This is a genomic window from Streptomyces sp. NPDC087901, assembly GCF_044742205.1.
Taxonomy (GTDB): domain Bacteria; phylum Actinomycetota; class Actinomycetes; order Streptomycetales; family Streptomycetaceae; genus Streptomyces.
In genome coordinates, this window is record NZ_JBIUUC010000004.1 from 670710 (window position 1) to 695585 (window position 24876).

Here is a 24876-nt window from a genome sequence, read left to right on the forward strand (position 1 = left end):
GAAGTACCCCGGAGGGGTGGGGGAGATGTGCGGAGGGGCTTGCGGTGAGAGGTCCCGAGGGGCTGGGCGGTGCCCCGAGGAGCTGAGGGGAGAGGCTCGGAGGGGCTGGTGGGAGAGGTTCTGAGGGGTGGGAACTGTTCCGGGCGGCGGGGCGGATCGGTGGGCCTGCGGTCGTATGTTCGGACGCGGGCCCCGGGTACCGGCCCGCTCCCGATAGGCTGGGCGGATGACGCGAGCCGAGCAGCCAACGGTCGTGAGCCCCACCTCCGACACACTTGCCGCAGACTCACGCGAGCGCGCCGTACGAGCCCTGTTGCGTATTCCCCCGCTGAAGCGGTTGTGGAGCGCCCAGCTCGTCGGCAGTACCGGCGATGCACTCGCCCTTCTCGTGCTGGTGTTGCTGTCGCTGCAAGCGGCGGTCCTTGAGGGCTCATTCGGATCCGGATACCGCGGGGCGGCCTTCGCCGTCGCCGCCGTCTTCGGGGCCCGGATTATTTCCACCCTGCTCTTCGGAGCCGTACTTCTGGGTCCGTTGACGACCCTGACGGCCCCAGGAGGGCCGCTCGACCGGCGGTGGCTGATGATCGGCGCCGACGGGCTGCGGCTCGCGCTGCTGGTCGTCGCGCCGCTGTGGATCGACTGGATGCCCGACAAGGCGCTCATGATGATCCTGATCACCGTCTTCGTCACCGGTGCGGGTGAACGCCTGTGGACGATCGCGAAGGACGGGGCGGCGCCCGCGCTGCTGCCCGCCCCGCCGATCGAGGGCGCCGCGGTGCGCCCGCTGCCGGACCACCTCGACACCCTGCGCAGGCTCTCCCTGCGTACGGACTTCGCGGCCGTTCCCGCCGCTGCGGCCGTTCTGCTGGTCGCCACGCTCATCGGCAACCTGCTGGGCTCGGGCCTGGAGTGGTTCTCCTTCCACCAGGCGGCCCTCGGCTCGTACGTCGCGGCCGGGCTGTTCTCCGCCTCCATCTCCACCCTGTACTTCCTGGAGCTGCCCGGTTCGCCGACGCCCCGTCCGCGCTCGCCCCTGGAGGGGCTGCGCCGGCCGTCGGCCGGAAGCGGACCGGACAAGGGCCGCACCGGCGCCGTCCCGCTGATCGTCGCGACCTGCGCCGCGGTCGCCGGAGCGATCGCGGCCGCGGCTGCCGTCGCCGTACTGCACGCAGCCGACCTCGGCGGTGGCCCCGTCACCTTCGCCCTGCTGATCCTCGCCCTGACCGGCAGCACGGGCCTCGGCATCCGCACCGCGCAGAAGGTACTGCCGGCCCTGTCGCGCCGGCGGCTGCTCTCCCTGGCCACCGCCGTCACCGGAGTCGCCCTGCTGGCGATGGGCCTGGTGCCGGACACGGCGACCGTCGTCCTCGTCGCCGTGCTCGCCGGATACGCGGCGGGTGTCGCAGCGAACACCGGCCATGTGCTCGTCGACCAGGAGACCGAGGAGTTCCGCCGGGCCCGCACCACCGAGCACCTCCAGGCCGTCGTCCGGGTCCTGATCGCGCTCGGCGCGGTCGGCGGCCCACTGGTGGCCGCAGCCATCGGCACCCACCGGCTGACCGCGGGCGACTTCGTCTTCGCGCACGGCGGTGCCGCCTTCACCCTGATGCTGATCGGCGCACTGCTGCTGCCGGTAGCGGCGATCGTCCTCGCGAAGACGGACGACCGCTCCGGAGTGCCGCTGCGCCGAGATCTGCGCGAGGCGCTGCGCGGCGGCGACCCGGCGGTCGCCCCCGCCGCGACCGGTTTCTTCCTCGCCCTGGAGGGCGGTGACGGAGCGGGCAAGTCCACCCAGGTCGAGGCGCTCGCCGAGTGGATCCGTGCCAAGGGCCACGAGGTCGTCGTCACCCGTGAGCCGGGCGCGACCCCCGTCGGCAAGCGGCTGCGCTCGATCCTGCTCGACGTGTCGTCGGCCGGTCTCTCCAACCGCGCCGAGGCGCTGTTGTACGCCGCCGACCGCGCCGAGCACGTCGACTCGGTCGTGCGTCCGGCGCTGGAGCGGGGCGCGATCGTCATCTCCGACCGCTACATCGACTCGTCCGTCGCCTACCAGGGTGCGGGCCGCGATCTCGCGCCGACCGAGATCGCCCGGATCTCGCGCTGGGCGACGAGCGGGCTCGTCCCGCATCTGACGGTGCTCCTGGACGTCGACCCGCAGACCGCGAGGGAACGGTTCACCGAGGCGCCCGACCGGCTGGAGTCCGAGCCGCCCGAGTTCCACGCCCGGGTGCGGTCCGGCTTCCTGACGCTGGCCGCCGCCGACCCGACGCGCTACCTGGTGGTGGACGCCGGCCAGGAACCGGAGGCGATCACCACGGTCGTACGTCACCGGCTCGACCAGCTCCTTCCGCTCTCCGAGGCCGAGATCAAGGCCCGGGAAGAGGCGCGCAAGGCCGCCGAGGAGGAGGCCAGGCGCCTCGCCGAGGAGGAGGCCGCGCGCAAGGCGGAGGAGGAGCGCCTGGAGCGCGAGCGGCAGGAGCAGCTCGCCAAGCTCCGTGCCGAGGAGGAGGAGCGCAAGCGCCGCGAGGAAGAGGAAGCGCGCCGTCGCGAGGCCGAACGCCAGGCGGAAGAGGCCCGGCAGCGTGCCGAGGAGGCCCGCCGGGTCGCCGAGGAGGAGCGCGCCCGGGTCGAGGCCGAGGACGCGGCCCGCGAGGTTGAGCAGGCGCGGCTGCGCCGCCAGGCCGAGGAAGAAGCCCGGCTGCGCCAGGAGGCCGAGGCCCGGCGCCTGGAGAAGCAGCGCAAGGCGGAGGAGGCACTGCTCCGCGCCGAGGCGGCGCGCCGCCAGGCCGAGGCCGAGGCCTCCGCGGCCGCGGAGAGTGCCCGTGCCCAGGCGGCCGCCGCCCAGGCGGAAGCCGAGGCCGAGGCGGCTGCGGCAGCGAGGGCTGCGCGTGCCGCCGGGTCGTCCGGGTCATCCGCTCCGTCCGCCCCGTTCGTTGCGGACAACGAGCTGACGGTGCCGACCCCGATCGTCAACCCGAACGAGATCACGCAGCCGGTGCCTTCCCCGGTGGACCCGAAGCCCGGCTCCGGGCGGCCCCGCAGCACGTCGCAGTCCGCGCCCTGGCCTTCCGACGAGGCCGAGACGGCGATGATCCCGAAGGTGTCCGACACGTCCGGATACCCGGGTGCGGCGGACGAGACGGCGGTGCTCCCGCCGGTCCGGGACACAGGACGGGACACGGCACGGGACACCGGGCGGAACGCCGGACGCGACGCAGACCCCGCGGACCGGGTGCCGCGCGGCATCTTCCGGGACGAGCGCCAGGCGCCCTCCGTACCGGAGGGCGAGAACGAGCGCACCCGCGAGCTGCCGCAGATCACCGACCCGCACGCGGACCAGCACGCGGACCGGGATCAGCAGGAGCCGTCCCCCCGGTCGCGGCGCCCCCGCCCCGACTGGGCGGAGGAGACCCCGCTGGACGATCTGCCCACGCTGGCGGACGAGCTGCTCGGCGACCACGACGACGAGGGGCCCGCGCCCAAGGGCAGGGGACGCCGCCCGCGCCGCTGACCGGGTACGCCGATGGTCCTGCGCGAACAGGTGCGGGACCATCGGCGTTCCGGCGCGGCCACCGGGTCGGCCGCCGGAGGCCCGTTCGTCCGTCTGCCGGGATTGTCAGACCCGTCCCCCACAATGGGAAGCCGGATCGACGAAGGCCACGGCGACAGCCGTGACGAGAGCCATACAGGGCCGCGCCGCCGTTCTACGGAACGGCGGCGCGGCCGCACACCACCGGAAGGGCGGTGACCCATGTCCGTATGGGACGACCTGGTCGGCCAGGACCGCGTGCAGGAGCAGCTCGGTGCCGCCGCCCGGGACGCCGACGTGCTGGTCACCGCCAATTCCAAGGGGGAGCCGGTGCCACCCGGCTCGAGGATGACCCATGCCTGGCTGTTCACCGGCCCCCCGGGTTCCGGCCGGTCCACCGCGGCCCGGGCCTTCGCCGCCGCCCTTCAGTGCACCAGCCCGGACCGTGCCCTGGGCGGTGCGCCGGGCTGCGGCTTCTGCGACGGCTGTCACACGAGCCTCATCGGTACGCATGCCGATGTCGACGTGATCCGCACCGATCTGCTCTCCATCGGTGTGAAGGAGACCCGGGAGCTGGTCCGCCGCGCCCAGCTCTCACCGGCCGTCGGACGCTGGCAGGTCATCGTCATGGAGGACGCCGACCGTCTCACCGAGGGCGCGGGCAATGTGCTGCTGAAGGCGGTCGAGGAGCCCGCCCCGCGCACGGTCTGGCTGCTCTGCGCGCCCTCGCTGGAGGACGTGCTGCCCACGATCCGGTCCCGCTGCCGCCACCTCACCCTGCGCACCCCTTCGGTCGACGCCGTCGCCGATGTCCTGATCCGGCGCGACGGCATCGATCCGGAGCGTGCCGTGGCCGCCGCCCGCGCCACCCAGGGGCACATCGGCAGGGCCCGCCGCCTCGCCACGGACGAGCGGGCCCGTGCCCGCAGGGCGGCCGTCCTGAAGCTTCCGCTGCGCGTCGACGACATCGGCGGCTGTCTCAAGGCCGCGCAGGAGCTGATCGACACCGCCACCGACGATGCGAAGCAGGCGTCCGAGGACGTCGACGTCAAGGAGACGGAAGACATGAAGGCCGCGCTCGGCGCCTCCGCCGGAGGACGGATGCCGCGGGGCACGGCAGGGGTGATGAAGGAGCTGGAGGACCGGCAGAAGCGCCGTAAGACCCGGACCCAGCGCGACAGTCTCGATCTGGCGCTCACCGAACTGACCGGGTTCTACCGCGATGTGCTCGCCCTGCAGCTGGGTTCACGGATCGCCATCGCCAATGCGGACGCCCAGGAGTCCCTCGACCGCATCGCCCGATCGTCCACTCCCGAGCGCACCCTGCGCCGGATCGAGGCCGTGACCGCCTGCCGCCGGGCCCTGGACCGCAACGTGGCCCCGCTGCTCGCTGTGGAGGCAATGACGATGGCGCTGCGGGCGGGCTGACGCAGCCGGTCACGGCCGCACGACGTGGCAGGCGGCTTCCGGCCGGCCCGCCGCCACGGTTCTGCGATGTGTCCGGCGGCTTCCGGCCCGCCCGTCTCACTCGGCTGTACGACGTGGCAGGCGGCTCAAGCCCGCTCGCCTCAGGCTGTACGACGTGACGTCGCCCAGCCCGGCCGATCACCGAATCACCCGGAACCGGTCTCCGAATCACCCGAAAGAGCAGGGAAACGGGCGAGCCGTCGCCCGACGGCTACGCTCCGGACATGCACACCAGGCGCCCGCTCCGCACCCTCGCCCTTGCGCTCGGCACTGCCGGCCTCCTCGTCTCCGGCTGCACCGGCGAGAGTTCGACGACCGGCGCCTCGTCGCCCGCGAAGGCGGCCTCGGCCTCGCCCTCCGCCGTGCCGGCGGCGCTGAAGCCGTACTACGCACAGCACCTGAGCTGGCGGGACTGCGGTGTCACCGGATTCCAGTGCACCACGATGAAGGCGCCGCTCGACTATGCGAAGCCGGACCGCGGCGAGATCAAGCTCGCGGTCTCCCGCAAGAAGGCCACGGGGCCCGGAAAGCGGATCGGCTCCCTCCTGGTCAACCCGGGAGGTCCCGGCGGATCGGCCATCGGCTATCTCCAGGGTTACGCCGCGATCGGGTACCCCGCCCAGGTGCGCGCCCGCTACGACATGGTCGCCATCGACCCGCGCGGCGTGGCGCGCAGCGAGCCCGTCGAATGCCTCACCGGCTCGCAGATGGACGCCTACACGCAGGTCGACCAGACGCCTGACGACGCAGTCGAGGTCACGAAGCTGAGCAGCGCCTTCAAGAAGTTCGCCACGGGCTGCGAGCAGCGCTCGGGCGAGATCCTGCCGCACGTCTCCACCGTGGAGACGGCCCGCGACATGGACATCCTGCGTGCGCTGCTCGGAGACGAGCAACTGCACTACGTCGGTGCCTCGTACGGAACCTTCCTGGGTGCGACGTACGCCGAGCTCTTCCCCGCGCGGGCGGGCCGACTCGTGCTCGACGGTGCGATGGACCCCTCGCTCCCGTCGGCCGAGATGAACCGGGACCAGACGGCGGGGTTCGAGACCGCGTTCCAGTCCTTCGCGGCGGACTGCGTGAAGAAGGCGGACTGCCCGCTCGGCACGGTGTCCGCCGCCGATGCGGCGACGAACCTGAAGAAGCTGTTCAGCGACCTCGACGCGAAGCCGGTCCCCACGGGCGAGTCCCGCAAGCTCGGCGAGTCCCTCGCCACCACGGGCGTCATCGCCGCAATGTACGACGAGACGGCCTGGCCCCAGCTCCGCGAGGCACTCACCGGTGCGAAGGCGGGTGACGGCTCGGGGCTGCTCTCCCTGGCGGACAGCTACTACGAGCGCGAGCCGAACGGTACGTACGCGAACCTCATGTACGCCAACGCGGCCGTGAACTGCCTTGATCTCCCGCCCGCCTTCACCACGTCCCAGGCGGTCACCGAGGCCCTGCCCGCCTTCGAGAAGGCCTCCCCCGTCTTCGGCAAGGGCTTCGCCTGGGCCTCCTTGAACTGCGCGTACTGGCCGGTGCCCGCCACCGGCACCCCGCACCCCGTCAAGGCCGAGGGCGCCGCCCCGATCGTGGTCGTCGGTACCACCCGGGACCCGGCGACCCCGTACAAGTGGGCCCGGTCCCTTGCCGGTCAGCTCTCGTCGGGCACCCTCCTCACCTACGAGGGCGACGGGCACACGGCGTACGGCCGCGGCAGCGACTGCATCGACACGGCGATCAACACGTACCTCCTGGAGGGCACCGCGCCGGACGACGGCAAGAAGTGCTCCTGACCTGCGGCTGAGGCGGAGGAACGGGCCGGTACGGAGCACCCATCGAAACTGTGTAGACTTGGCGACGCTGCTGATCGCACCATGGTGCGACAGGGCGTGCCGCCTTAGCTCAGTTGGCCAGAGCAACGCACTCGTAATGCGTAGGTCTCGGGTTCGAATCCCGAAGGCGGCTCGGATCAGCCCCAGGACTCACTCGCCGTGACCTGGGGCTTTTTCATGTCCCGCCCGCGCCCGTGCCTCGGCGAGCCGAGGCGGTTCGAGAGGTCGCGGGCGGTGGCCGGGGCTCAGCGGGTGTGCGTCACCGGCCCGGGTTGATCGGGGGCGTGTGTGGTCCGGGTCTCGGGGGTGCCCGCACCGTCGGAGGAGGGCGGGCAGCCGTCGCGAGGCAGTCGCCGGTCTGCCGACCAGACGACCAGCGCGCAGGCGGCGAACCCGGCACCGAGGAGGCTGGAGCCCGCCCAGCCGTGGGCGGCGAAGACGGCAGTGGTCGCGGCCGCGCCGAGGGCCGAGCCGAGTGAGTAGAAGACCATGTAGCTGCCGATGATGCTGCTGATGCGGTCCGGATGCGCCGTCGTGAGCAGGTGCTGGTTGCTCACGTGCACCGCCTGAACGGCGAAGTCGAGCAGCACGATTCCGACGATGGGGACCCACAGGGACCAGGGCAGTTGAGCGATGGCCGCCCACGAGAGGACGAGCAGGGCGAGTGCGAGACCGGTGACCGGTACGGCCCGCCCCGCGTCCGCCCACCGGCCGGCGCGCGCCGCGCCGAGTGCGCCGGCCAGGCCGACGAAGCCGAAGAGTCCTACCTGGCCCTCGCTCAGGTGCCAGGGCGCGTCCGCCAGTGGCAGGGACAGCCCGCTCCACAGAGTGCCGAACGACGCGAACAGGAAGAAGGCGATGAGCCCGCGGGTCAGGAACAGGCGCTGCCTGAACAGTCCGCCGAGAGAGGAGACGGCCTGTACGTATCCCGTGGGCGGGGCGTATCCCGCGAGCGGGCTACGGCGTTCCTCGGGCGGCAGTACGCGAAGGACGAGAGCCGCGAGCGCCAGCGACAGTACGGCGAGCACGACGTAGATGCTCCGCCAGCCCCACACCTCGGCGAGGGCCCCCGTGACGGCCCGCGCGCCCAGGATGCCGACCACGACGCCCGAGGTCACCACGCCGATGTTCCTTCCGCGTTCGGCGGGCACCGAGACGGACGCGGCGTACGCGACCGTGGTCTGCACCACGACCGCGAACATCCCGGCCGCCGCGAGGCCGGCGAACGCCACCCAGGAGGCCGATGCCGAGGCCGTGAGAACCATGCTCGCCGCCGTGATCGCCAGGTGTGCGGCGATGAGCCGGCGCCGGTCGACCACATCGCCGAGGGGCACCAGGAGCACCAGCCCCGCCAGATAGCCGAACTGGCCGGTCGCGACGATCCAGCCGGTGAGTCCTGGCGGTACTCCGAGATCGCGGCCCATCGGTTCCAGGACCGGCTGTGCGGCATAGATGCTCGCCACAGCCACACCACACACCATCGCGAGCAGAAGACGCCGCCATACAGTCATTGCACCCATTCCGATCAGTAGCAAATTGCAACCAATTTGACGCTACGGCATGATGGTTTCAATCCGCAACTCATTGGGAGGGTGCTTTGCCCCGTACCACCACGCGCTCCCCGAACCCCGAGTGGACCGACCCCGACTGCCCCGTCGCCCGCACCCTCGACCTCGTCGGGGACAAGTGGAGCCTGCTTGTCATCCGCGACGCGATGGACGGGGCGCGCTCGTTCACCGAGTTCCAGCGGCGCACCGACATCGCCCGCAACATCCTCAGCGACCGGCTCCGCAAGCTCGTCGCGCACGGGCTCCTCGCCCAGCGCACCGCGCCCTCGGGCCGCCGCCAGGAATACGTCCTCACCGATGCCGGCCGCGACCTCTTCCCCGCCATCCTCACGCTCCGGCAATGGGGGGAGCGGAACACCTTCGCTCCTGGCGAGGCCCACTCCACCCTGGTCGATCAGCACGGCACACCGGTTCCGGACATCGTGCCGACCGGCGCGGACGGCGCCGTCGTCGACGCCGGAACCTCCCACGTCCGGAAGGCTCGATAGACGGGCTCCCGAGGCCCAGCCCCTCGGCCGGTTCTCGTTCATCGTGGGCGTCGACAAGCCAGGGGAAGGGGCCTGGGTGCCGCTCGCGCGGGACACCAGCCTCTCTCCGTGGGCAGACCTACCAGGACCGTGCCGACACGATCGCCGAGGCCGGGGAAGAGCCCCGCCGCATGCGTTCCTGGCGGCGGATCAGGCTGATCCGCCGCGGAGGCCCGGTGGTTCAGTGCGGATGCATGCGCCCGGAGTGGCGTGCGCACCCCGCCGTGGACCACGGAGGACCACGGAGGACCACGGCGGGGACGACGCATCCGCGGTCACCGGCGTGCCGTCGGTGCCGTACCTGCGGAGCTGCCTCAGCCCCGCAGGTACGCCAGCACCGCCAGCACCCGGCGGTTCGTGGTGTCGTCCAGTGACAGGTCGAGCTTGGCGAGGATGCTGCCGAAGTGCTTGCTGACCGTGCCCTCGCTGACCGTCATCGCCGCGGCGATCGACGCGTTGGACTTGCCCTCCGCCATCAGCGCCAGCACCTCCTGCTCGCGCGCGGTCAGCCGGGAGAGGGGGTCGCGGCGGCGTCGGATGAGCTGGCGCACCACCTCGGGGTCCACGACCGTGTTCCCGGCGGCGACGCGGTGCAGGGCGTCGATGAACTCCTCGACGTTCCCGATGCGTTCCTTCAGCAGATAGCCGACACCCGTACCGTCCGCGGAGTCGAGCAGATCCTCGGCGTAGGTGCGCTGGACGTACTGGCTGAGTACGAGGATGGGCAGCTCGGGCTGCCGGGTGCGCAGCTCGATCGCGGCGCGCAGGCCCTCGTCGGAGAAGCCGGGCGGCATGCGCACATCGGTCACCACGATGTCCGGGCCGTGCTCGGTCACGGCCGCGATCAGCTCGTCCGCCGTACCCGCGCCCGCCACCACCTGATGACCGAACCGCTCCAGCAGACCGACCAGTCCCTCCCGCAGGAGCACACTGTCCTCGGCCAGTACGATGCGCACGCTCAAGTCCTTGTATCCGCAGGTGACATGGGGACCTGCAGCCGAAACACCGTGGGCCCGCCGGGCGGACTGGACACTAGCAGGTGGCCGTCGAGCACCGAGATACGGTCGGCCACGCCCTGGAGTCCCGTACCGCGGCCGGTGCCGGCGCCGCCCACTCCGTCGTCCGACACCTCCACCACCAGCCCGCCCTTCTCCGTCCGGCCGGTCACCCGGGCGCGACCGGCCCCGCTGTGCTTGGCCACATTGGCCAGCGCCTCGCAGACCGCGAAGTAGACGGCTGTCTCGACCGTTTGGGAGAGCCGGCCCGGAAGGTCGAAGTCCACCTCCACCGGAACCACCGAACGGTCCGCGACATCCTCCACCGCCGCCTGCAGTCCTCGGTCGGTGAGGACCTGGGGGTGGATGCCCTGGATGAGCTCCCTGATCTCCACCAGCGCGACCCCGGCCTCCTTGTGGGCCTTGGCGAGCAGCGCGGCCAGCGGTTCGGCCGGACTCTCCAGCCGGGCCAGGCCGAGCGTCATGGACAGGGCGACGAGCCGCTGCTGCGCACCGTCGTGCAGATCGCGTTCGATCCGCCGGCGCTCCGCCTCGAAGGCGTCCACCAGCCGCACCCGGGAGCGGCCCAGTTCGCGCAGCCGGGAGTCGAGTCCGGCCTCCGGCGCGGAGAGCAGTTGCCGGGTCAGCATGGCCCGGCCGGCTGCGAACGCCCCCAGCGGATAGGCGAACAGGGGGATCAGGACCAGTCCGGCGAGCAGCGCCGCGAAGGCGGGCGGATAGCTGTCGATCAGCCAGATCTTGAGCACGCGGGCCTCCTCGCCGCCGCTCGCCGCCAGCATCGGGGGAGCGGCGATCAGCCCGCCGCAGACGAGGAGGGCCGTCCCCACGACCAGCGCCTCCAGCGGCCACAGCACCAGAGCGAACAACAGCGCGTAGCCCAGCTCCCGCCAGGTGGCCCGCTCCTGGAGACGGGTGCGCAGCCAGGACGAGAGACCGGTGCCGTCGGGTTCCCGGTGCGCCGCGGCGACCGGCCGGGGGTCGAGCAGCCGCAGCCTGCGCCGCTCCAGTGCGGCCAGCGGAATGCCTGCGAGCACGAGGGTGAGAAGCAGCGGGATACCGATCAGGATCACGGTGAGCGCGCTGCCCGCGACGGCCAGGAGGAGGAGCGCGGTCAGTGTCGCCAGGCCCAGGGGCACGCTCGTCAGCAGGTAGAGCGTGGCGCGCCACGGCCAGGCGGTGCGTACGTAACCGCGCTGCCTCAGCGCCTGCCGGAGGCCGGGGGAGGGCGGGGGATCACCGTAGGGGGCAGCGGGGGAGGGCATGAGGGAACCGTAGGCCGGGTCCGGAGAGGCGGACCACCCGGTGAGGTCGACTCCGGAGGTGGAGCTAGCTCCACCTCGGAGACACCCTCTCGCTGCGATGTGCGGGGAGAGCGGCGCCGGTTGAGTGGTGTCCATGAATCACGCAGCTGTCCGACTCCGCTCGGTCACCCGCTCCTACGGCAGGAACACCGGCGCGGTCACCGCGCTGGACGGGGTCAGCCTCGACATCCCCCGGGGCACGTTCACCGCCGTCATGGGCCCGTCAGGATCCGGCAAGTCCACCCTGCTCCAGTGCACCGCCGGTCTCGACCGGCCCACCGGCGGGCAGGTGTTCCTCGGCGACACCGAGCTGACCGGGCTCAGCGAGCGGAAGCTGACGCTGCTGCGCCGCACCCGCATCGGCTTCGTCTTCCAGGCGTTCAACCTGCTTCCCTCGCTCAGCGCCGAGCAGAACGTCGCACTTCCGCTGCGGCTCGCCGGTCGCCGGCCGAAGCGGGCCGAGGTCCTCGGCGTACTGGAGCGGGTGGGGCTGCGCGAACGGGCCGGGCACCGGCCCAGTGAGCTGTCCGGCGGTCAGCAGCAGCGCGTGGCTCTGGCCCGTGCCCTGGTCACCCGGCCCGATGTGCTGTTCGGCGACGAACCCACCGGCGCGCTGGACTCCACGACCGGCCGCCAGGTGCTGACGCTGCTGCGCACCATGGTCGACGACGGCCAGACCGTGATCATGGTGACGCACGACCCGGTCGCCGCCTCCTACGCGGACCGGGTGCTGTTCCTGGCCGACGGCCGGGTGCGGGACGAGCTGTCGTCCCCGTCCGCCGAGCAGGTGGCCGCGCGCATGACCCGGATGGCGGCGGTCCCGTGCTGAGCCTGGCGCTGCGCGGCATGCGGACCCGCTGGGTCACCTTCGTCGGCTCCTTCCTCGCGCTGGCCCTCGGTGTGGGGATCGTCGCCACCACCGGGATGGCCCTCGCGGCCACGTTCGACGCACCGCGTCACGGACCCGAGCGGTTCGCCGCCGCCCCCGTCGTGGTCCGGGGTGAGGACCGGCTGCGGGTCCGGACCCCGATCGGTGTCCGTACGCAGGAGCTGGCCTCGCCCCGGTCGGTACCGGCGGAGCTCGCCACCGCTCTCGCGGAGCTCGGCCGTACGGTCGAGGACCGCACGTTCCCCGTCTCGGTCGGCGACGCCCGCCTCGACGGGGACGGCGAGGGAACGGTCGGCCACCCGTGGCCGGTCGCGGCCGCCACCCCCTACCGACTGGCCGCCGGACGGGCCCCGGCCGCCGCCGGAGAGGTCGTCGTCACCGCGGGTGCCGGCTCCGATGTGCGTACGGGAGACCGGATCACGGTCGCCACAGCTGCGGGGACCACGGTCCGGACCGTCGTCGGCACGGTGCGTCCCGCGGGCTTCGAGACCGCCGTGTTCTTCACCGAGGCCGAGGCCGCCGCGATCTCCCCGGCCGTCGACGCCGTGGTGGTGCACGCGGATCCGGCTGCGGTGCGTGCGGTGGTGGACCGGGAGGACCGGATGGCGGTGCTCACCGGCGACGACCGCCGCCGGGCCGACCCTGACCCGGACCGGGACGCCGAGGCGCTGGTCTCCGTGAACGCGCTGCTGGGTACGGCCGCCGGCATCACCGCGTTCGTCTCCGTCTTCGTGGTGGCTTCGACGTTCTCCTTCGCGGTCGCCCAGCGCCGCCGCGAGTTCGGTCTGCTGCGCACGGCCGGTGCGACACCCGGACAGGTGCGGCGGATGGTGTACGCCGAAGCAGTCGTCATCGGCGTACTTGCGTCGGCGGCGGGCTGTCGGCTGGGCGTCCTCGGTGCGCCCCGGCTCGTCTCCTGGATGGTCGGTGAGGGGATCGCGCCCCGCTGGTTCGCGCTCGGCGACCAGAACTGGCCGCTGCACACCGCCTTCTGGACCGGGCTCGCCGTGGCGCTCGGCGGCGCGGTCGCCGCCTCGCGACGGGCCGGGAAGGTGGGCCCGGCCGAGGCGCTGCGTGAATCCGCCGTCGACAGCGGCTCGATGCCCCTGAGCCGGGTGCTGCTGGGCGCCGCCGTCCTGCTGACCGGTCTGGTGCTGCTGGGCGTCGCCCTCGTACAGGACCCCGGGAGTGTCCTGAAGCGCAAGACGTACGTCACCCAGCCGATGCTGCTCATCGTGGGGTTCGCCCTGTTCGCGCCCGTCCTTGTGCGGCCCGTCACCCGTTTCCTCGCCTGGCTGCCCGCCCAACTGCCCGGCGCCACAGGCGTACTGGCGAGGGAGAACGCCTCCGCCGGACTGCGCAGAACGGCCGCCGTCGCCGCCCCCGTGATCGTCACCGTGGCGCTGGCCGCCTCGCTGATGGGCACGACGGCGACGATCGGCGAGGCCAGGGCGACCGAGGCGCGCACCCAGGTGACCTCGGACTTCGTGGCCACGGCGGGCGGTGAGGGCGGCGCGCTCCCCCGGCAGTTCGTCGAGCGGGCCCGGCAGATCCCGGGCGTCGTCGTCAGCGCCTCGCGGTCCACCGCCGTGACCGTGCTGGAGGAAGGCACGGCGCTCGTCGGCTCCGAGGCGCGGGCCGTGGACCCGGCCGATGCGGCGGCGGTGTCGGCGCCTCCCGTGGTGGCGGGCAGCCTCGCCGGTCTCGACGACGGCTCCATCGTCGTCAACGAGGAGTGGATGACCACGACGATCGGCGAGCGCGTCGGCGTCTGGCTGGCCGACGGCCGCAAGGTCACCCTGCGGGTGGCGGCCGTGCTGCGCACCGGCACCGGGAACAACGGGGTGTACGTGACCCCGCGCAACGCCGGGGGCGTCGCAGTCGACCGGGTCGACGTCAAGGTCGTCGGGAACACCGGGCGTGCGGCCGTCGCGGCGCAGCTGGAGGCGGCCGGCCGGGCGACGGGTACCGAGGTGGTGACGAGGGCCGGGTGGCTCGCGGAGAACCACCGGCAGTCCGGTGAGAACACCCGTCTCGGACTGCTGATGATCCTTCTCATCGCCCTCGTGTACACGGGCATCGCGCTGGCCGGGACTCAGGTGATGGCGACCTCCGACCGGGTGCGCGACCTGGCGGTGCTGCGGCTTGCCGGCGCGACGAAGGCGCAGGTGCTGCGGCTGGTCGGGACGGAGGCGCTGATCGTGGTGACGGTGGGTGCGGTGCTCGGCGGGGCGGTGGCCGCGCTGAACCTGTTCGGCGTACGGACCGCACTCGGACTGCTCGACGTCCACTCGGGGGTCGTCGTCCCGTGGGGGACCATCGGCCCGGTCGTCGCGGTGAGCGCGCTCCTGGCCGTGGTCTTCGCGGTGGTGCCCGCATCGCTCGCGCTGCGCGTCCGGCCGGTCGAACTGGCGGGTGCGCGGGAGTAGTCCGGATGCCCGGCCGGAAGGGGCCTCAGCGGGTGAGTGCGGTGACCAGGGCCACCGCCCGGCCGATGAGGTCCCGTTCGGCCGGGCTCATCGTCGGGTTGGTGTCCCGGCGGGCCGCCGCGTCGGCGAGATGACGGGCCGGGACGCCGCCGTCCGCCGCGAGACGCGGCATCAGGGCGGTCAGCAGCTCGCGTCCACCGTCCGCCGCCGGGCTGTCCGGATCGACCGCCACCTGGGCCAGGATCAGTGCGGACATGGCCCGGTCCAGGGCAGGCGGGCCCTCCTCGGTGTTGCTCCAGTCGATCACCACCGGGCCGTCGGCCGTCAGCATCACGTTGTCAGGATGCAGGTCGAGGTGGAGGATCCGGTCCTCCGGATCCGACGAGAGCCGGGCCGGGACGGTGTGCAGTTCGGCGAGCAGACGGGCGAGTACGGCGGAGCCCTCGGCGGCGTCGATGTCGCCGCTGAGCAGGGACGCCAGCATCGTGGGGCCGGTCAGCCGCTGCAGGACCAGATCGCCGGGGCCCGCCGACGGGGGCTGCGGTCCGAGCCGGGGGACCGGGTAGCCCGAGGCCGAGAGGTAGGACATGACGGGTAGTTCAGGGGTGGCGTCCATCCCGTCGCGGTAACGGCGCAGGACCCACCCCTCGTCCAGTTCGTATACGTCGGCGTCGCGTCCGCTGCCCAGCAGTTGGCCTATTCGCATGGGTGGAACCTACTCGTGACGGGCGCCCACGGGGAGATCGGTCGCGTGTGTTCTCTCGCATCGCCGCCGGTCAGGACAGCCCCATAACGCGATGCGATGGGGCGGACGGGATCTCCTGCAGCTGACGTGTGCGCGGCTACGTTGTCGGCAATTCCCCCGAAGTCAAGGAGAGTTCCGTGGAGAGATCCATGCTCCGCAGACGTGCAATGGCTGCGTGTACCGCCACCGTGGCCGTCGGTGTGCTCGCGCTGGCCGGACTGACCGGCACCGCGTCCGCCGACCCCTCCCCCCTGGCCCCCGCCGCCGGGGCGGACCGGCTCTCGCCCGGCCTGCTGAAGGCCATGCAGCGCGATCTGGGACTCACCGCCGACCAGGCGACGGAACGGATCGGCAACGAATTCCGTGCGGCCGGCGTGGCCGCCGGACTGCGGCGCTCACTCGGCACCGGATTCGCCGGGGCCCGGGTGAGCGGCGAGGCGGCGGAGCTGACCGTCGCCACGACCGATGCCGCGGACACCGGCCGGATCGCCGAGGCGGGTGCCAGGCCTGTCGTCGTCGACCACAGCCTGGCCGAACTCGCCTCCGCCAAGGCCTCCCTCGACCGGGTGGCGCTGCGCAAGGCGCCGAAGGGCGTGCCCGCCTGGTACGTCGACGTCGCCACCAATCGCGTCGTCGTCCAGGCCGTCCGGGGCGCCGCCGCCGACAGCTTCCTCGCCGCGGCAGGTGTCGGCCGCGAGCTGGTGACGATCACTCAGGCCGTGGGGACGCCACGGACGTTCACCGATCTGCGGGGCGGCGACGCGTACTACATGAACGGCTCGGGACGCTGCTCCATCGGCTTCCCCGTCAAGCGCGGCACCCAGGGCGGCTTCGTCAGCGCCGGGCACTGCGGGACCCCGGGCGTCAGCACCAGTGGGTACAACCAGCAGGCCCAGGGCTCCTTCCAGGGCTCCACCTTTCCCGGCCGGGACTACTCCTGGGTCGCCGCGAACACCGGCTGGACCCCGCGCCCGCTGGTGAACGGCTACGGCAACGGCGACGTGACGGTCACCGGGTCCACCGAGGCGCTGGAGGGTTCGTCGGTCTGCCGCTCCGGCTCGACGACCGGCTGGCACTGCGGCACGGTCCAGCAGCGCAACAGCAGCGTCACCTACCAGGAGGGCACCGTCTCCGGGGTGACCCGTACCAACGTGTGCGCCGAACCGGGCGACTCCGGAGGCTCGTTCGTCTCCGGCAGCCAGGCCCAGGGCGTCACATCCGGCGGCACGGGCAACTGCTCCCAGGGCGGTACGACGTACTTCCAGCCGGTGAACCCGGCGCTCCAGACGTACGGGCTCACCCTGGTCACCAGCGGCACCCCGACCGACCCGCCGACCGACCCGACGGATCCGCCGACCGATCCGGGCGGCAGCTGGGCGGCCGGGACGGCATACGCCGCCGGTGACGTCGTGACGTACGGCTCCGGCAGCTACCGCTGCCTCCAGGGACACCGGGCGCAGCCCGGCTGGACGCCCCCGAACGTTCCCGCGCTCTGGCAGGCCCTGTAACGCCGTCAGCCCGGCCGAACCCCTCCGGAGACAGAGGAACGGGGGGCCCGAGCGCCGACCTCGGGCCCCCGCACCGCACGTGCCCTCCCCCACCACCCCGAGGAACCAGCCATGACTTCCGACCTGACACCCGTCCCGGCCGGCGGCTCCGCCGGTGACCGGCGCATCAGCCGCAAGACCCTCCTCAAGGCGGCCCTGGTCGCCACGGCCGTCCCGCTGCTCGCCGGGGGCGGGGTCGCGCTGGCGCGCGACGCCGGTTCCACCGGAGTGCCGCTCGCCCCGACGCCGGACTGCGACGACGGCGACGGCCCCACGCACGACCAGCTGGAGGGCCCGTACTTCAAGCCCGACTCCCCGCTCCGCACCAGCCTGGTGACCGCCGGCACCCCCGGTGTCCCGCTCACGGTCAGCGGTTACGTCTTCGGCCGGGGGTGCCGGCCGATCCCCGGAGTGCTGCTCGACTTCTGGCAGGCCGACACCAACGGCGCGTACGACATGAGCGGTTACGCCTTCCGCGGGCACCAGTTCACCGATGGGTCCGGCGCCTTCACGCTCACGACGGTCGTGGCGGGGCTGTATCCCGGCCGCACCCGGCACATCCATGTGAAGGCGCAGGCCCCCGGCTCGGGCGTTCTCACCACGCAGCTGTACTTCCCGGGCGAACCCCGCAACAACACCGACGCCCTCTACGACCCGGCGCTCCTGATGAACGTCCGGTCCGTGGGATCCGGGAAGGAGGGGACCTTCGACTTCGTCCTCGACGTCGCCCAGGACCCGACGGATCCGACCGACCCGCCGACGGACCCGACCGACCCGCCGACCGGGCCGGGTGGCAGCTGGGCGGTCGGAGCGCTCTACAACGCGGGTGACCGCGTCACATACGGCGGGGTCACCTACCGCTGTCTGCAGGCTCACACCGCCCTGACCGGCTGGGAGCCGCCGAACGTCCCCGCGCTGTGGGAGCGCGGGTAGACGGGCGGACAGGCGGGGTACCACCGCCACGTGCGCATGCCCCGGGTGCTCTTTCCCGGGGTGTGCGCCGCGACCGGCCCGGGCAGCCTTCCCGCCGCGGCAGGGCGGCTGTCCGGGCCCGGCCCCGGTCACTTCGCGTCCGAATACCGCTCCACCACCGCGGTGGTGAACGGGAAGCGCACCGGCGTGTCACCGAAAGCGGTCCGGCCGGCCAGTTCACCGGCTGCCCGGATCGCCTCCACCACGGTCTCGGCCTCCTCCTCGGGACAGTGCACGATCACCTCGTCGTGCTGGAAGAAGACCAGTTCGGCCCGGAGCCCGGCGGCCGCGATCGACTGCCGCAGCGCGGCGAGGAGCAGCAGCGCCCAGTCGGCCGCACTGCCCTGCACCACGAAGTTACGGGTGAAGCGGCCCCGCGCACGGGCGTTGGAGGAGGCGTAACCCGGGGTGAATCCGCCGTCCGCCGGTTCGGAGCCGTCCGTCGGCGGGCCGTCGTCCTCCTGCGGGATGCCGGCCTCCCCGTCGTCCCCGCTGCCCGCGGCGGGCGGGCTGGTCCGGCCCAGCCAGGTCCGTACGAGACGGCCCTCCTCGCCGGCCTTCGCGGCGTCGTCCACATAGGCGACCGCGTGCGGGAACCTCCGGCGCAGGGCCGCCAGATTCTTCAGGCCGTCCCCCGACGTCTGGCCGTAGACCGCGCCGAGCAGGGCGATCTTGGCGTGGTCGCGGTCGCCGTGGAAGGCGCGGTCGGACAGTGCGGTGTACAGGTCGCCGTCGTGCCCGGCCACCTCCATCAGGCCCCGGTCGCGGGAGATCGCGGCCAGCACCCGCGGCTCCATCTGGTCGGCGTCCGCGACGACCAGCCGCCAGCCCTCGTCGGCGACCACCGCCTGCCGGATCACCTTGGGGATCTGCAGCGCCCCACCGCCGTTGGTCGTCCAGCGGCCGCTGACCGTGCCGCCCGGCTGGTACTCGGGGCGGAAGCGGCCGTCGCGGACCCAGTCCTGGAGCCAGCTCCAGCCGTGGGCCGTCCAGATCCGGTACAGCTTCTTGTACTGGATGAGCGGCCGCACCGCCGGATGGTCCAGCTCCTCCAGCTCCCAGCGGCGGGTCGACCGCACCTTGATGCCGGCCTGCGCGAAGGCCTTCACCACATCGGCGGGGAGGTCCGGGCGGACCCGGCGGCCGAACGCGGCGGACACCTCGTCCGCCAGCTCGGCCAGCTTCCGGGGCTCGCCGCCGCCCGCGTAGCGCTCGCCCAGAAGCTCGTGCAGTACCTCGCGGTGGACGTCGGCCCGCCAGGGCAGACCCGAGCGGTTCATCTCGGCGGCGACCAGCATGCCGGCGGACTCGGCGGCTGTCAGCAGGCTCATCCGGCCCGGCCGGTCCGTGGCGCCGTGGCGGGCGAGCTGGTCCGCGTACACCTGGAGCAGGGCGTCGAACGGCAGGTCCGTCCCGGACCGGGGCTCGAAGAGGGAGGACTGGGAGCCCGGCACGGCGGAGCGCGGCGGCGGGTCGGGCGGCACCGGGCCGCGCAGCAGGCGGGCGTGGGCGGCCGCGGCGGAGCGGGGTTCGCCCAGCCGGCCCTCGTGCCCCAGCAGGAGGGTTTCGGCGACCTCGATGTCGTAGCACCGCGCGACCGGCACCCCGGCGGCGAGCAGCCGGGGGTAGATCTCGGCCGTCGAACGCCACACCCAGCGGGTGACGCCGGGCCGGGAGCGGACCGCCTCGGCCAGGTCCGGTTCGGTCACGGCCGCGGCGGTGGGCCGGCCGGTCCGGTCCAGCGGGGCGAGGCGCGCGCCACCGCTCTCCGTGGCGGCCACAGCCCAGCGTTCGGTCATGGATTCGAGTCTGGCACCCGGCACTGACAGCGAGGCGGAGCGCGCGGGGGCGGGTCGGCTGGAAGGATGGATCCGGGCCTGATGCCTGGTCCGGATCCTGGTCCGGATCCGTTCCGACGAGGAGGCTGACGACACGATGGAAGCGATCGTTTTCGAGGAGTTCGGCGGGCCCGAGGTGCTGCATCCGGCCCGGGTCGAGGACCCGCATCCCGGTCCCGGGCAGGTCCGGGTGAAGGTCAGGGCGGCCGCGGTCAACCCGATGGACTACAAGATCCGGCGAGGTTGGATGGAGGACGTGTTCCCGACGTCGCTCCCCGCCGTCCCGGGCGTCGAGTTCGCCGGGGTGGTCGACGTGACGGGCGAGGGTGTCACCGATGTCGCGGTGGGCGACGAGGTGCTGGGCTGGAGCGCCAGCGGTTCCTACGCCGAGTACGCCCTGGCCGACGCCGCTCTCGTCGCGCCCAAGCCCGCCGAGCTGAGCTGGCCGGACGCGGCCGCGCTGACCATCGCGTCGAGCACCGCCCGGCGCGTCCTGGACGAACTCGCCCTGGAGGCGGGGGAGACCCTGTTGCTGCACGGGGCGGCCGGAGCCGTCGGATCGGCCGCGGTCCAGCTGGCCGTGGCCCGCGGCGCGACCGTGATCGGCACGGCGTCCCCGGGCAACCACGACTATCTGCGGGTGCTCGGGGCGACCCCGGTGGAGTACGGGGACGGGCTGGTCGGCCGGGTGCGCGACATCGCTCCACAAGGTGTGGACGCGGTCTTCGACGCGGCGGGGCGCGGCGCGCTGCCGGACTCCATCGAGCTGCGCGGCTCCACCACCGACCGGATCGTCACCATCGCCGACCCGGACGCGGCGAAGTACGGCGTCGCCTTCTCCGGCGGCGGCTCGCGATCCAGGGAGCAGCTGGCCGAGCACGCCCGGCTCGCGGCCGACGGGGAGCTGCGGATCCCCGTCGCCGAGACGCTGCCGCTCACCGAGGCGGCCAGGGCGCAGGAACTGAGCGAGGCGGGGCACGTACGCGGGAAGGTCGTCCTGCTGCCGTGACCGGGAGGCCACCGGGATCCGGTGGGGGTACGGCCCGGCGAAAGTTGTCCACAGGGTGTGGATGAATTCCGCCGAGCCCGCCACGCCTACCCTGACCTCATGGAACCGGTGATCGATCAGGCATTCGCGGCAGCCCTGTACTCGGACGGCGACGCCGGGCTCGACACCGGGGCATCCCTGCTCGCCGCCGACCCGGCGTCCGACGCCGAGCTGCTGCGCCGCGGCGAGGAGTTCGTCCGGCGCGCCTGGGACCGTGGCTGGCTGCCCGCCGATCTCGTGCGCACCGTCCGCCGTGAACTCGACGAGCACGCGGCCGGTCTGGCCGCCGGGCTGATCGGTTCGGAGCTCCGGCGCCACGAGGTGCTGCCGCCCCGCTGGCAGGCCCAGCTGGACGAGCTGCCCGCCCCGCCGGCGGCGGGGCGGCCGGACCGTTTCTCGTACGCCTCCGCACTCCTGGGGCTCTACCGGCTGCTGCTCCGGCTGCCGGCGATCGAGCCCGTCGGGCCCCCGCCCGGCGCGTTGCGCGACACCCTGCACCTGCCGCCCGCGCACGACGAACCGCGCATGCTGACCCGGATCCGCGCGCTGCTGGCCAAGGCCGAGGCGACCGGATTTCCCGAGGAGGCGGAGGCGCTCACCACCAAGGCGCAGGAGCTGATGGCCCGGCACAGCATCGACGAGGCCCTGCTGGCGGCCCGCACGCACAGCGGCAGCGTGCCGGGCGCCTGCCGGATCGGGGTGGACGCCCCGTACGAGACGGCCAAGGCGATCCTGCTCGACGCCGTCGCCTCGGCGAACCGCTGCCGGGCCGTGTGGAACAGCGACCTCGGCTTCTCCACGGTGGTCGGCTTCGAGTCGGACCTGGAGGCTGTGGAGCTGCTTCACACCTCACTGCTGGTGCAGGGCACGGCGGCGATGACCCGGGCCGAAGCGGGCCAGCGGGCCGGCGGCCGCAAGCGGACCAAGACCTTCCGGCAGTCCTTCCTGATGGCCTACGCCCAGCGGCTGGGGCGCCGGCTGGCCGACGGGACCGCCCGTGCCACCGCCGAGGCCGACGCCGAGGGTGCCACCGCCGGTGCGCCGTCCGCCGGAGCCGGGGCCGGCCTGCTGCCCGTGCTGGCCGCCCGGGATGTCGCGGTCACGGACACCGCCGAGAAGATGTTCCCCGAGACCACGACCACCCGGGTCCGAGGGGCCACTGACCTGGACGGCTGGACCCACGGGACGGCCGCGGCGGACCGGGCCAGGATGGGCGGGCGCAAGCCGGAGATCTCCGGCTGAGGGCGCCGCCTCCGACCCGGGGTGCGGGGGTATCCGCACCCCCCGTGCCTGTGGATCCCTCCGGCGGGCCGGAGGGTCGCACCCGACAACTCGGGCATATCGGTAAATCCGGTTAGGCTCTGGGCATGAGCTGGCTCCGGGCGCTGAGGGAGACCGCCCGCTCGGGGCTGACGATCGAGAGGACGCGTCTCGAACCGCTGATCGCCATCCGCGGCGCGGCAGGTCTCGCCCTGGTGATCGGGGTGAGCCTCGCCCTCTTCGGGCCCGTGGTCGCCGCCAGCTCGGCGTTCGGCGCGTACCAGGCGGCGATCGCCACGTTCCAGCGCAGCTGGCGCACCCGCCCGGTACTCGCCCTGGTCTCCGGCTTCAGCCTCGGCGTCTCGACGTTCCTCGGCTACGTCACCGGCTCCCACCTCCTCCTCTTCCTGATCCTGCTGGTTCTCTGGACCTTCGTCGCCGGGCTGGCCTGGGCGTCGGGTCCGACGGGCGGCATCATCGCCGCGTCCAACGTCGCGATCATGCTGGTGACGGTCACCCTGCCGACGTCCGTCGCCGAAGCGGCCCTGCACGCCCTGATGATCACGTTCGGCGGAGTGGTCCAGGCGGTGCTGATCGTGCTGTTCCCGGTCCGCAGATGGGGCGCCCAGCGCGACGCCCTGGCCGACGCGCTGGCCGCCGAGGCCGACTACGCCCGCAGGCTGCGCCATGATCCGGTCGCCCACTTCGACCCGGTGCCCCTGATGGAGGCCCGCAGAGCCGCGGCCGTCACCGCTCGCCAGGCCCGCCGCCGCCCCGCCGAACTGCACGGCTCACGCGGGGTCGCCGAGCGGATCAGGCCGGTGCTCGCCTCACTCGCGGACCCGGCGATGGGCGTCCCGGCCGAGGGCCCGGAGCGCGACCGCGTCCGTGAGCTCCTCGCCGCCGCGGGCTCCCTGCTCGACGCGGCCGCGCGGGCGATCCGCCACGGCGACCCGGTCCGGCTCCCCGCGCCCGCCGTCGCGGCGCTGAAGACCCCCGACACCGGCGCGCTCCTCACCGGCCCCCCGCTCCGCGCCGCCGACCGGCTGGCCGCCCTGCTCTCCGACGTCATCGAGGCCGCCGAGGGCGACGGCACGAAGGAGCAGCGGGCCGAGGCCGAGGAGGCCGCCGACGCCATCGAGGCCGGGCGGGGAGGCCGGGTTCCCGCCGAGCACCACCGACGGCCCACCCTGCTCCGGCTGGTGCCGGTGGTGCTCGGGTCGATGCGCAGCGAACTGCACCACGGCTCCCCGATCCTGCGGCACGCGATCCGGATCTCCGTCGTCGCCGCGGTCGGCTATCTGCTGGGCCTGGCGCTGCCGTACGGGCACGGCTACTGGGTGCCGATGGCGGCCGTCATGGTGATGCGGCCGGAGTTCTCCCGGACGTACGAACGGTCCGTGGCGCGTTTCGGCGGAACCGTCGTCGGGGTCTTCGTCGCCAGCGCGATCGTCCAGGCGGCCCACCCGCGCGCGGGGCTGTCCGCCGCGCTCGCCGTGGCCTGCGCCCTGTTGATGTACCTGCTGATGCGCACCGGCTACGCCGTCGGCCAGGCCTGCGTCGCCGCGTACGTGGTCTTCCTGCTCGGCATGGCCGGCGACGACCTGTCGCAGACCGTGCTCGAACGGGTCCTGCTGACCCTTCTCGGCGGTCTCCTGGCCATGATCTCGTACGCCGTCTACCCGGCGTGGGAGACCCCGCGGCTGCGCGGTCGGCTCGGCGACTGGCTGAAGGAGGACGGCCGTTACGCAGCCTCGGTCGTCGACCAGTACGCGGATCCGGCCGACCGCGGCCACGACGACGTCCGCCAGGCCCTGCTCGCCACCCGGAACGCCCGCGTCGCCTGGCAGGAGGCGGTGGCCACCGCCCAGCACGAACCGGTGCGCCACCGCGGCCTCTCGCACACCGCCGCCGACGACACCCAGCACGCGCTCGCCCAGCTCGGCCGGGTCGCGATGCTGATGGAGGCGCATCTCCCGGAGGGCGGCGCCACTCCCGTACCGGCGGCCGCCCCGCTCGCCGAGGCGCTGCGCCGGGCCACCGAGCGGGGTGCGAAAGCGGTACGGGAGCGGCGGGTGCCGGACTGGACGGCGGTGCGGGAGGCGCTGGAGAAGTGGGACGAGGATGAGCGGATGCGTGAAGGAGGGGCGGACCCCGTTGTGCGGAACGGGGCCGAACTCCTGCTCGAAGCGCTGGAGGAGTTCTCCCAGGGACTGGAAAGCGGCTCGCGGTCCCGTGCGTCCGACGACGACTGACCGGCTGCCGGTGACCTGGGGCCTCCTTCTGGATCACGCCGCGCCCGCGGGGTCACGGAGTGGTCAGGGGGTCGGCAGGTCGGGCAGCCCCTCCAGGGAGTCGGCGTCGGTCTTGGCGAGGGTGTCCTTGGTGCCGCCGTCCCACGAGACGACGACTGTCTTGCCGTCGTTGGACTCGATGGCCCCCATGGTCCGGCCGGTGTCGCCGTCGGCGCATGTCAGCGCCAGCATCGGCTTGTTGCCCATGTCCTTGGCGGTGCCCGAGCAGACGTGGGAGTCGGCGACGACCACGGCCTTCCCGGATGCGACGGAGAGCACGACGGCCTTGCCGTCGGTCTGCCCGGCCCAGGCGCCCTCCAGCGCCTTGAGGCCGCCGGTGGCTCCGTCCGCCCCGGAGCCGGGGTCGCTGCTGCCGCTGCCGACGGGCGCCGGGGTGGCGGCGGAGCCGGAGGACTTGTCCGCGCCGTCCTTGTCGCTGTCGCTGCTGCACCCGGTGAGGGCGAGCGCGGTCAGCAGTCCGGTGGCGACGACGGCGCCGGTACGTACGAGCTTGTACATGCTGAATTCCCCCTGGATGACGAATGACCGTCCAAGCTACCAGTGGGTCGCAACGGGGGTGGAACGGTCAACTTCCGGAATCGGGAGCCGAACAGGCCGTTCGCTCGTCTTTC

17 protein-coding genes and 1 tRNA gene are annotated in these 24876 nt (G+C 73.1%); 12 read left to right on the forward strand and 6 right to left on the reverse strand.

Going from position 1 to position 24876, the window contains the following annotated elements; translation table 11 throughout:
• Positions 1-226: 226 nt before the first annotated feature.
• The 4 genes from tmk to ACIOEW_RS16725 all read left to right on the forward strand — a co-directional run bounded on the left by tmk (position 227) and on the right by ACIOEW_RS16725 (position 6943).
• On the forward strand, positions 227-3511 hold the full coding sequence (gene tmk / locus ACIOEW_RS16710) for a dTMP kinase (protein WP_401964404.1): 3285 nt from the start codon (positions 227-229) through the stop codon (positions 3509-3511).
• A 240-nt stretch (positions 3512-3751) separates the two neighbouring features.
• Positions 3752-4957 carry a DNA polymerase III subunit delta' gene (locus tag ACIOEW_RS16715; protein ID WP_401964405.1) on the forward strand — a complete coding sequence of 402 codons (1206 nt, stop codon included), beginning with the start codon at positions 3752-3754 and terminating at the stop codon, positions 4955-4957.
• 263 nt (positions 4958-5220) lie between these two features.
• On the forward strand, positions 5221-6771 hold the full coding sequence (locus tag ACIOEW_RS16720; RefSeq protein WP_401964406.1) for an alpha/beta hydrolase: 1551 nt from the start codon (positions 5221-5223) through the stop codon (positions 6769-6771).
• A 98-nt stretch (positions 6772-6869) separates the two neighbouring features.
• Positions 6870-6943 (forward strand) — tRNA-Thr (locus ACIOEW_RS16725).
• Positions 6944-7055: 112 nt separating this feature from the next.
• On the opposite strand, the gene ACIOEW_RS16730 is transcribed toward ACIOEW_RS16725, so the two are convergent.
• Positions 7056-8321, reverse strand: a complete 1266-nt coding sequence (locus tag ACIOEW_RS16730; protein ID WP_401964407.1) for an MFS transporter — start codon at positions 8319-8321, stop codon at positions 7056-7058.
• A gap of 86 nt (positions 8322-8407) precedes the next feature.
• Here ACIOEW_RS16730 and ACIOEW_RS16735 point away from each other — a divergent pair, with 86 nt between their 5' ends.
• Complete coding sequence (locus ACIOEW_RS16735; protein ID WP_362553176.1) at positions 8408-8866, forward strand: helix-turn-helix domain-containing protein; 459 nt, start codon at positions 8408-8410, stop codon at positions 8864-8866.
• A 353-nt stretch (positions 8867-9219) separates the two neighbouring features.
• On the opposite strand, the gene ACIOEW_RS16740 is transcribed toward ACIOEW_RS16735, so the two are convergent.
• Together ACIOEW_RS16740 and ACIOEW_RS16745 are read right to left on the reverse strand one after the other, a co-directional pair.
• A complete protein-coding gene (locus ACIOEW_RS16740; protein ID WP_362553173.1) occupies positions 9220-9861 on the reverse strand; it encodes a response regulator transcription factor in 642 nt (213 codons plus the stop codon).
• 2 nt (positions 9862-9863) lie between these two features.
• Positions 9864-11183, reverse strand: coding sequence for a sensor histidine kinase (locus ACIOEW_RS16745; protein WP_401964408.1), 1320 nt, complete (start codon positions 11181-11183; stop codon positions 9864-9866).
• Positions 11184-11316: 133 nt separating this feature from the next.
• On the opposite strand from ACIOEW_RS16745, the gene ACIOEW_RS16750 reads away from it, so the two are divergent.
• On the forward strand, positions 11317-12051 hold the full coding sequence (locus ACIOEW_RS16750; RefSeq protein ID WP_362553167.1) for an ABC transporter ATP-binding protein: 735 nt from the start codon (positions 11317-11319) through the stop codon (positions 12049-12051).
• Positions 12045-14540 carry an FtsX-like permease family protein gene (locus tag ACIOEW_RS16755; RefSeq protein ID WP_401964409.1) on the forward strand — a complete coding sequence of 832 codons (2496 nt, stop codon included), beginning with the start codon at positions 12045-12047 and terminating at the stop codon, positions 14538-14540. Before ACIOEW_RS16750 ends, ACIOEW_RS16755 begins: the two co-directional genes overlap by 7 nt.
• A 25-nt stretch (positions 14541-14565) precedes the next feature.
• On the opposite strand, the gene ACIOEW_RS16760 is transcribed toward ACIOEW_RS16755, so the two are convergent.
• Positions 14566-15246, reverse strand: coding sequence for a phosphotransferase (locus ACIOEW_RS16760; protein ID WP_362553161.1), 681 nt, complete (start codon positions 15244-15246; stop codon positions 14566-14568).
• A 188-nt stretch (positions 15247-15434) separates the two neighbouring features.
• On the opposite strand from ACIOEW_RS16760, the gene ACIOEW_RS16765 reads away from it, so the two are divergent.
• Together ACIOEW_RS16765 and ACIOEW_RS16770 are read left to right on the forward strand one after the other, a co-directional pair.
• Entirely contained in the window at positions 15435-16793 is a 1359-nt protein-coding gene (locus ACIOEW_RS16765) for an alpha-lytic protease prodomain-containing protein (protein WP_401964410.1), read from the forward strand.
• Positions 16794-16904: 111 nt separating this feature from the next.
• Positions 16905-17765 carry a carbohydrate-binding protein gene (locus tag ACIOEW_RS16770; RefSeq protein WP_401964411.1) on the forward strand — a complete coding sequence of 287 codons (861 nt, stop codon included), beginning with the start codon at positions 16905-16907 and terminating at the stop codon, positions 17763-17765.
• Positions 17766-17893: 128 nt separating this feature from the next.
• Here the strand turns inward: ACIOEW_RS16770 and ACIOEW_RS16775 are convergent, their stop codons facing one another.
• A complete protein-coding gene (locus ACIOEW_RS16775) occupies positions 17894-19603 on the reverse strand; it encodes a bifunctional 3'-5' exonuclease/DNA polymerase (protein ID WP_362553152.1) in 1710 nt (569 codons plus the stop codon).
• A 136-nt stretch (positions 19604-19739) separates the two neighbouring features.
• On the opposite strand from ACIOEW_RS16775, the gene ACIOEW_RS16780 reads away from it, so the two are divergent.
• The 3 genes from ACIOEW_RS16780 to ACIOEW_RS16790 all read left to right on the forward strand — a co-directional run bounded on the left by ACIOEW_RS16780 (position 19740) and on the right by ACIOEW_RS16790 (position 24205).
• Positions 19740-20651: an NADP-dependent oxidoreductase gene (locus tag ACIOEW_RS16780; protein WP_362553149.1), complete on the forward strand. Its 912-nt coding sequence runs from the start codon at positions 19740-19742 to the stop codon at positions 20649-20651.
• A 99-nt stretch (positions 20652-20750) separates the two neighbouring features.
• On the forward strand, positions 20751-21932 hold the full coding sequence (locus tag ACIOEW_RS16785) for a DUF2786 domain-containing protein (RefSeq protein ID WP_401964412.1): 1182 nt from the start codon (positions 20751-20753) through the stop codon (positions 21930-21932).
• 125 nt (positions 21933-22057) lie between these two features.
• Positions 22058-24205 carry an FUSC family protein gene (locus tag ACIOEW_RS16790; protein WP_401964413.1) on the forward strand — a complete coding sequence of 716 codons (2148 nt, stop codon included), beginning with the start codon at positions 22058-22060 and terminating at the stop codon, positions 24203-24205.
• Positions 24206-24268: 63 nt separating this feature from the next.
• On the opposite strand, the gene ACIOEW_RS16795 is transcribed toward ACIOEW_RS16790, so the two are convergent.
• The gene (locus tag ACIOEW_RS16795) at positions 24269-24763 is read right to left on the reverse strand and encodes a hypothetical protein (RefSeq protein WP_401964414.1); all 495 of its coding nucleotides are present in this window, start codon (positions 24761-24763) and stop codon (positions 24269-24271) included.
• Positions 24764-24876: the final 113 nt, after the last annotated feature.

Excerpts from the sequence above, each read along its gene's own strand:
- tmk (WP_401964404.1), top strand. The coding sequence starts at position 227 with ATGACGCGAGCCGAGCAGCCAACGGTCGTGAGCCCCACCTCCGACACA.
- ACIOEW_RS16715 (WP_401964405.1), top strand. The coding sequence starts at position 3,752 with ATGTCCGTATGGGACGACCTGGTCGGCCAGGACCGCGTGCAGGAGCAG.
- ACIOEW_RS16720 (WP_401964406.1), top strand. The coding sequence starts at position 5,221 with ATGCACACCAGGCGCCCGCTCCGCACCCTCGCCCTTGCGCTCGGCACT.
- ACIOEW_RS16730 (WP_401964407.1), bottom strand. The coding sequence starts at position 8,321 with ATGACTGTATGGCGGCGTCTTCTGCTCGCGATGGTGTGTGGTGTGGCT.
- ACIOEW_RS16745 (WP_401964408.1), bottom strand. The coding sequence starts at position 11,183 with ATGCCCTCCCCCGCTGCCCCCTACGGTGATCCCCCGCCCTCCCCCGGC.
- ACIOEW_RS16750 (WP_362553167.1), top strand. The coding sequence starts at position 11,317 with ATGAATCACGCAGCTGTCCGACTCCGCTCGGTCACCCGCTCCTACGGC.
- ACIOEW_RS16760 (WP_362553161.1), bottom strand. The coding sequence starts at position 15,246 with ATGCGAATAGGCCAACTGCTGGGCAGCGGACGCGACGCCGACGTATAC.
- ACIOEW_RS16765 (WP_401964410.1), top strand. The coding sequence starts at position 15,435 with ATGCTCCGCAGACGTGCAATGGCTGCGTGTACCGCCACCGTGGCCGTC.
- ACIOEW_RS16770 (WP_401964411.1), top strand. The coding sequence starts at position 16,905 with ATGACTTCCGACCTGACACCCGTCCCGGCCGGCGGCTCCGCCGGTGAC.
- ACIOEW_RS16775 (WP_362553152.1), bottom strand. The coding sequence starts at position 19,603 with ATGACCGAACGCTGGGCTGTGGCCGCCACGGAGAGCGGTGGCGCGCGC.
- ACIOEW_RS16780 (WP_362553149.1), top strand. The coding sequence starts at position 19,740 with ATGGAAGCGATCGTTTTCGAGGAGTTCGGCGGGCCCGAGGTGCTGCAT.
- ACIOEW_RS16785 (WP_401964412.1), top strand. The coding sequence starts at position 20,751 with ATGGAACCGGTGATCGATCAGGCATTCGCGGCAGCCCTGTACTCGGAC.
- ACIOEW_RS16790 (WP_401964413.1), top strand. The coding sequence starts at position 22,058 with ATGAGCTGGCTCCGGGCGCTGAGGGAGACCGCCCGCTCGGGGCTGACG.
- ACIOEW_RS16795 (WP_401964414.1), bottom strand. The coding sequence starts at position 24,763 with ATGTACAAGCTCGTACGTACCGGCGCCGTCGTCGCCACCGGACTGCTG.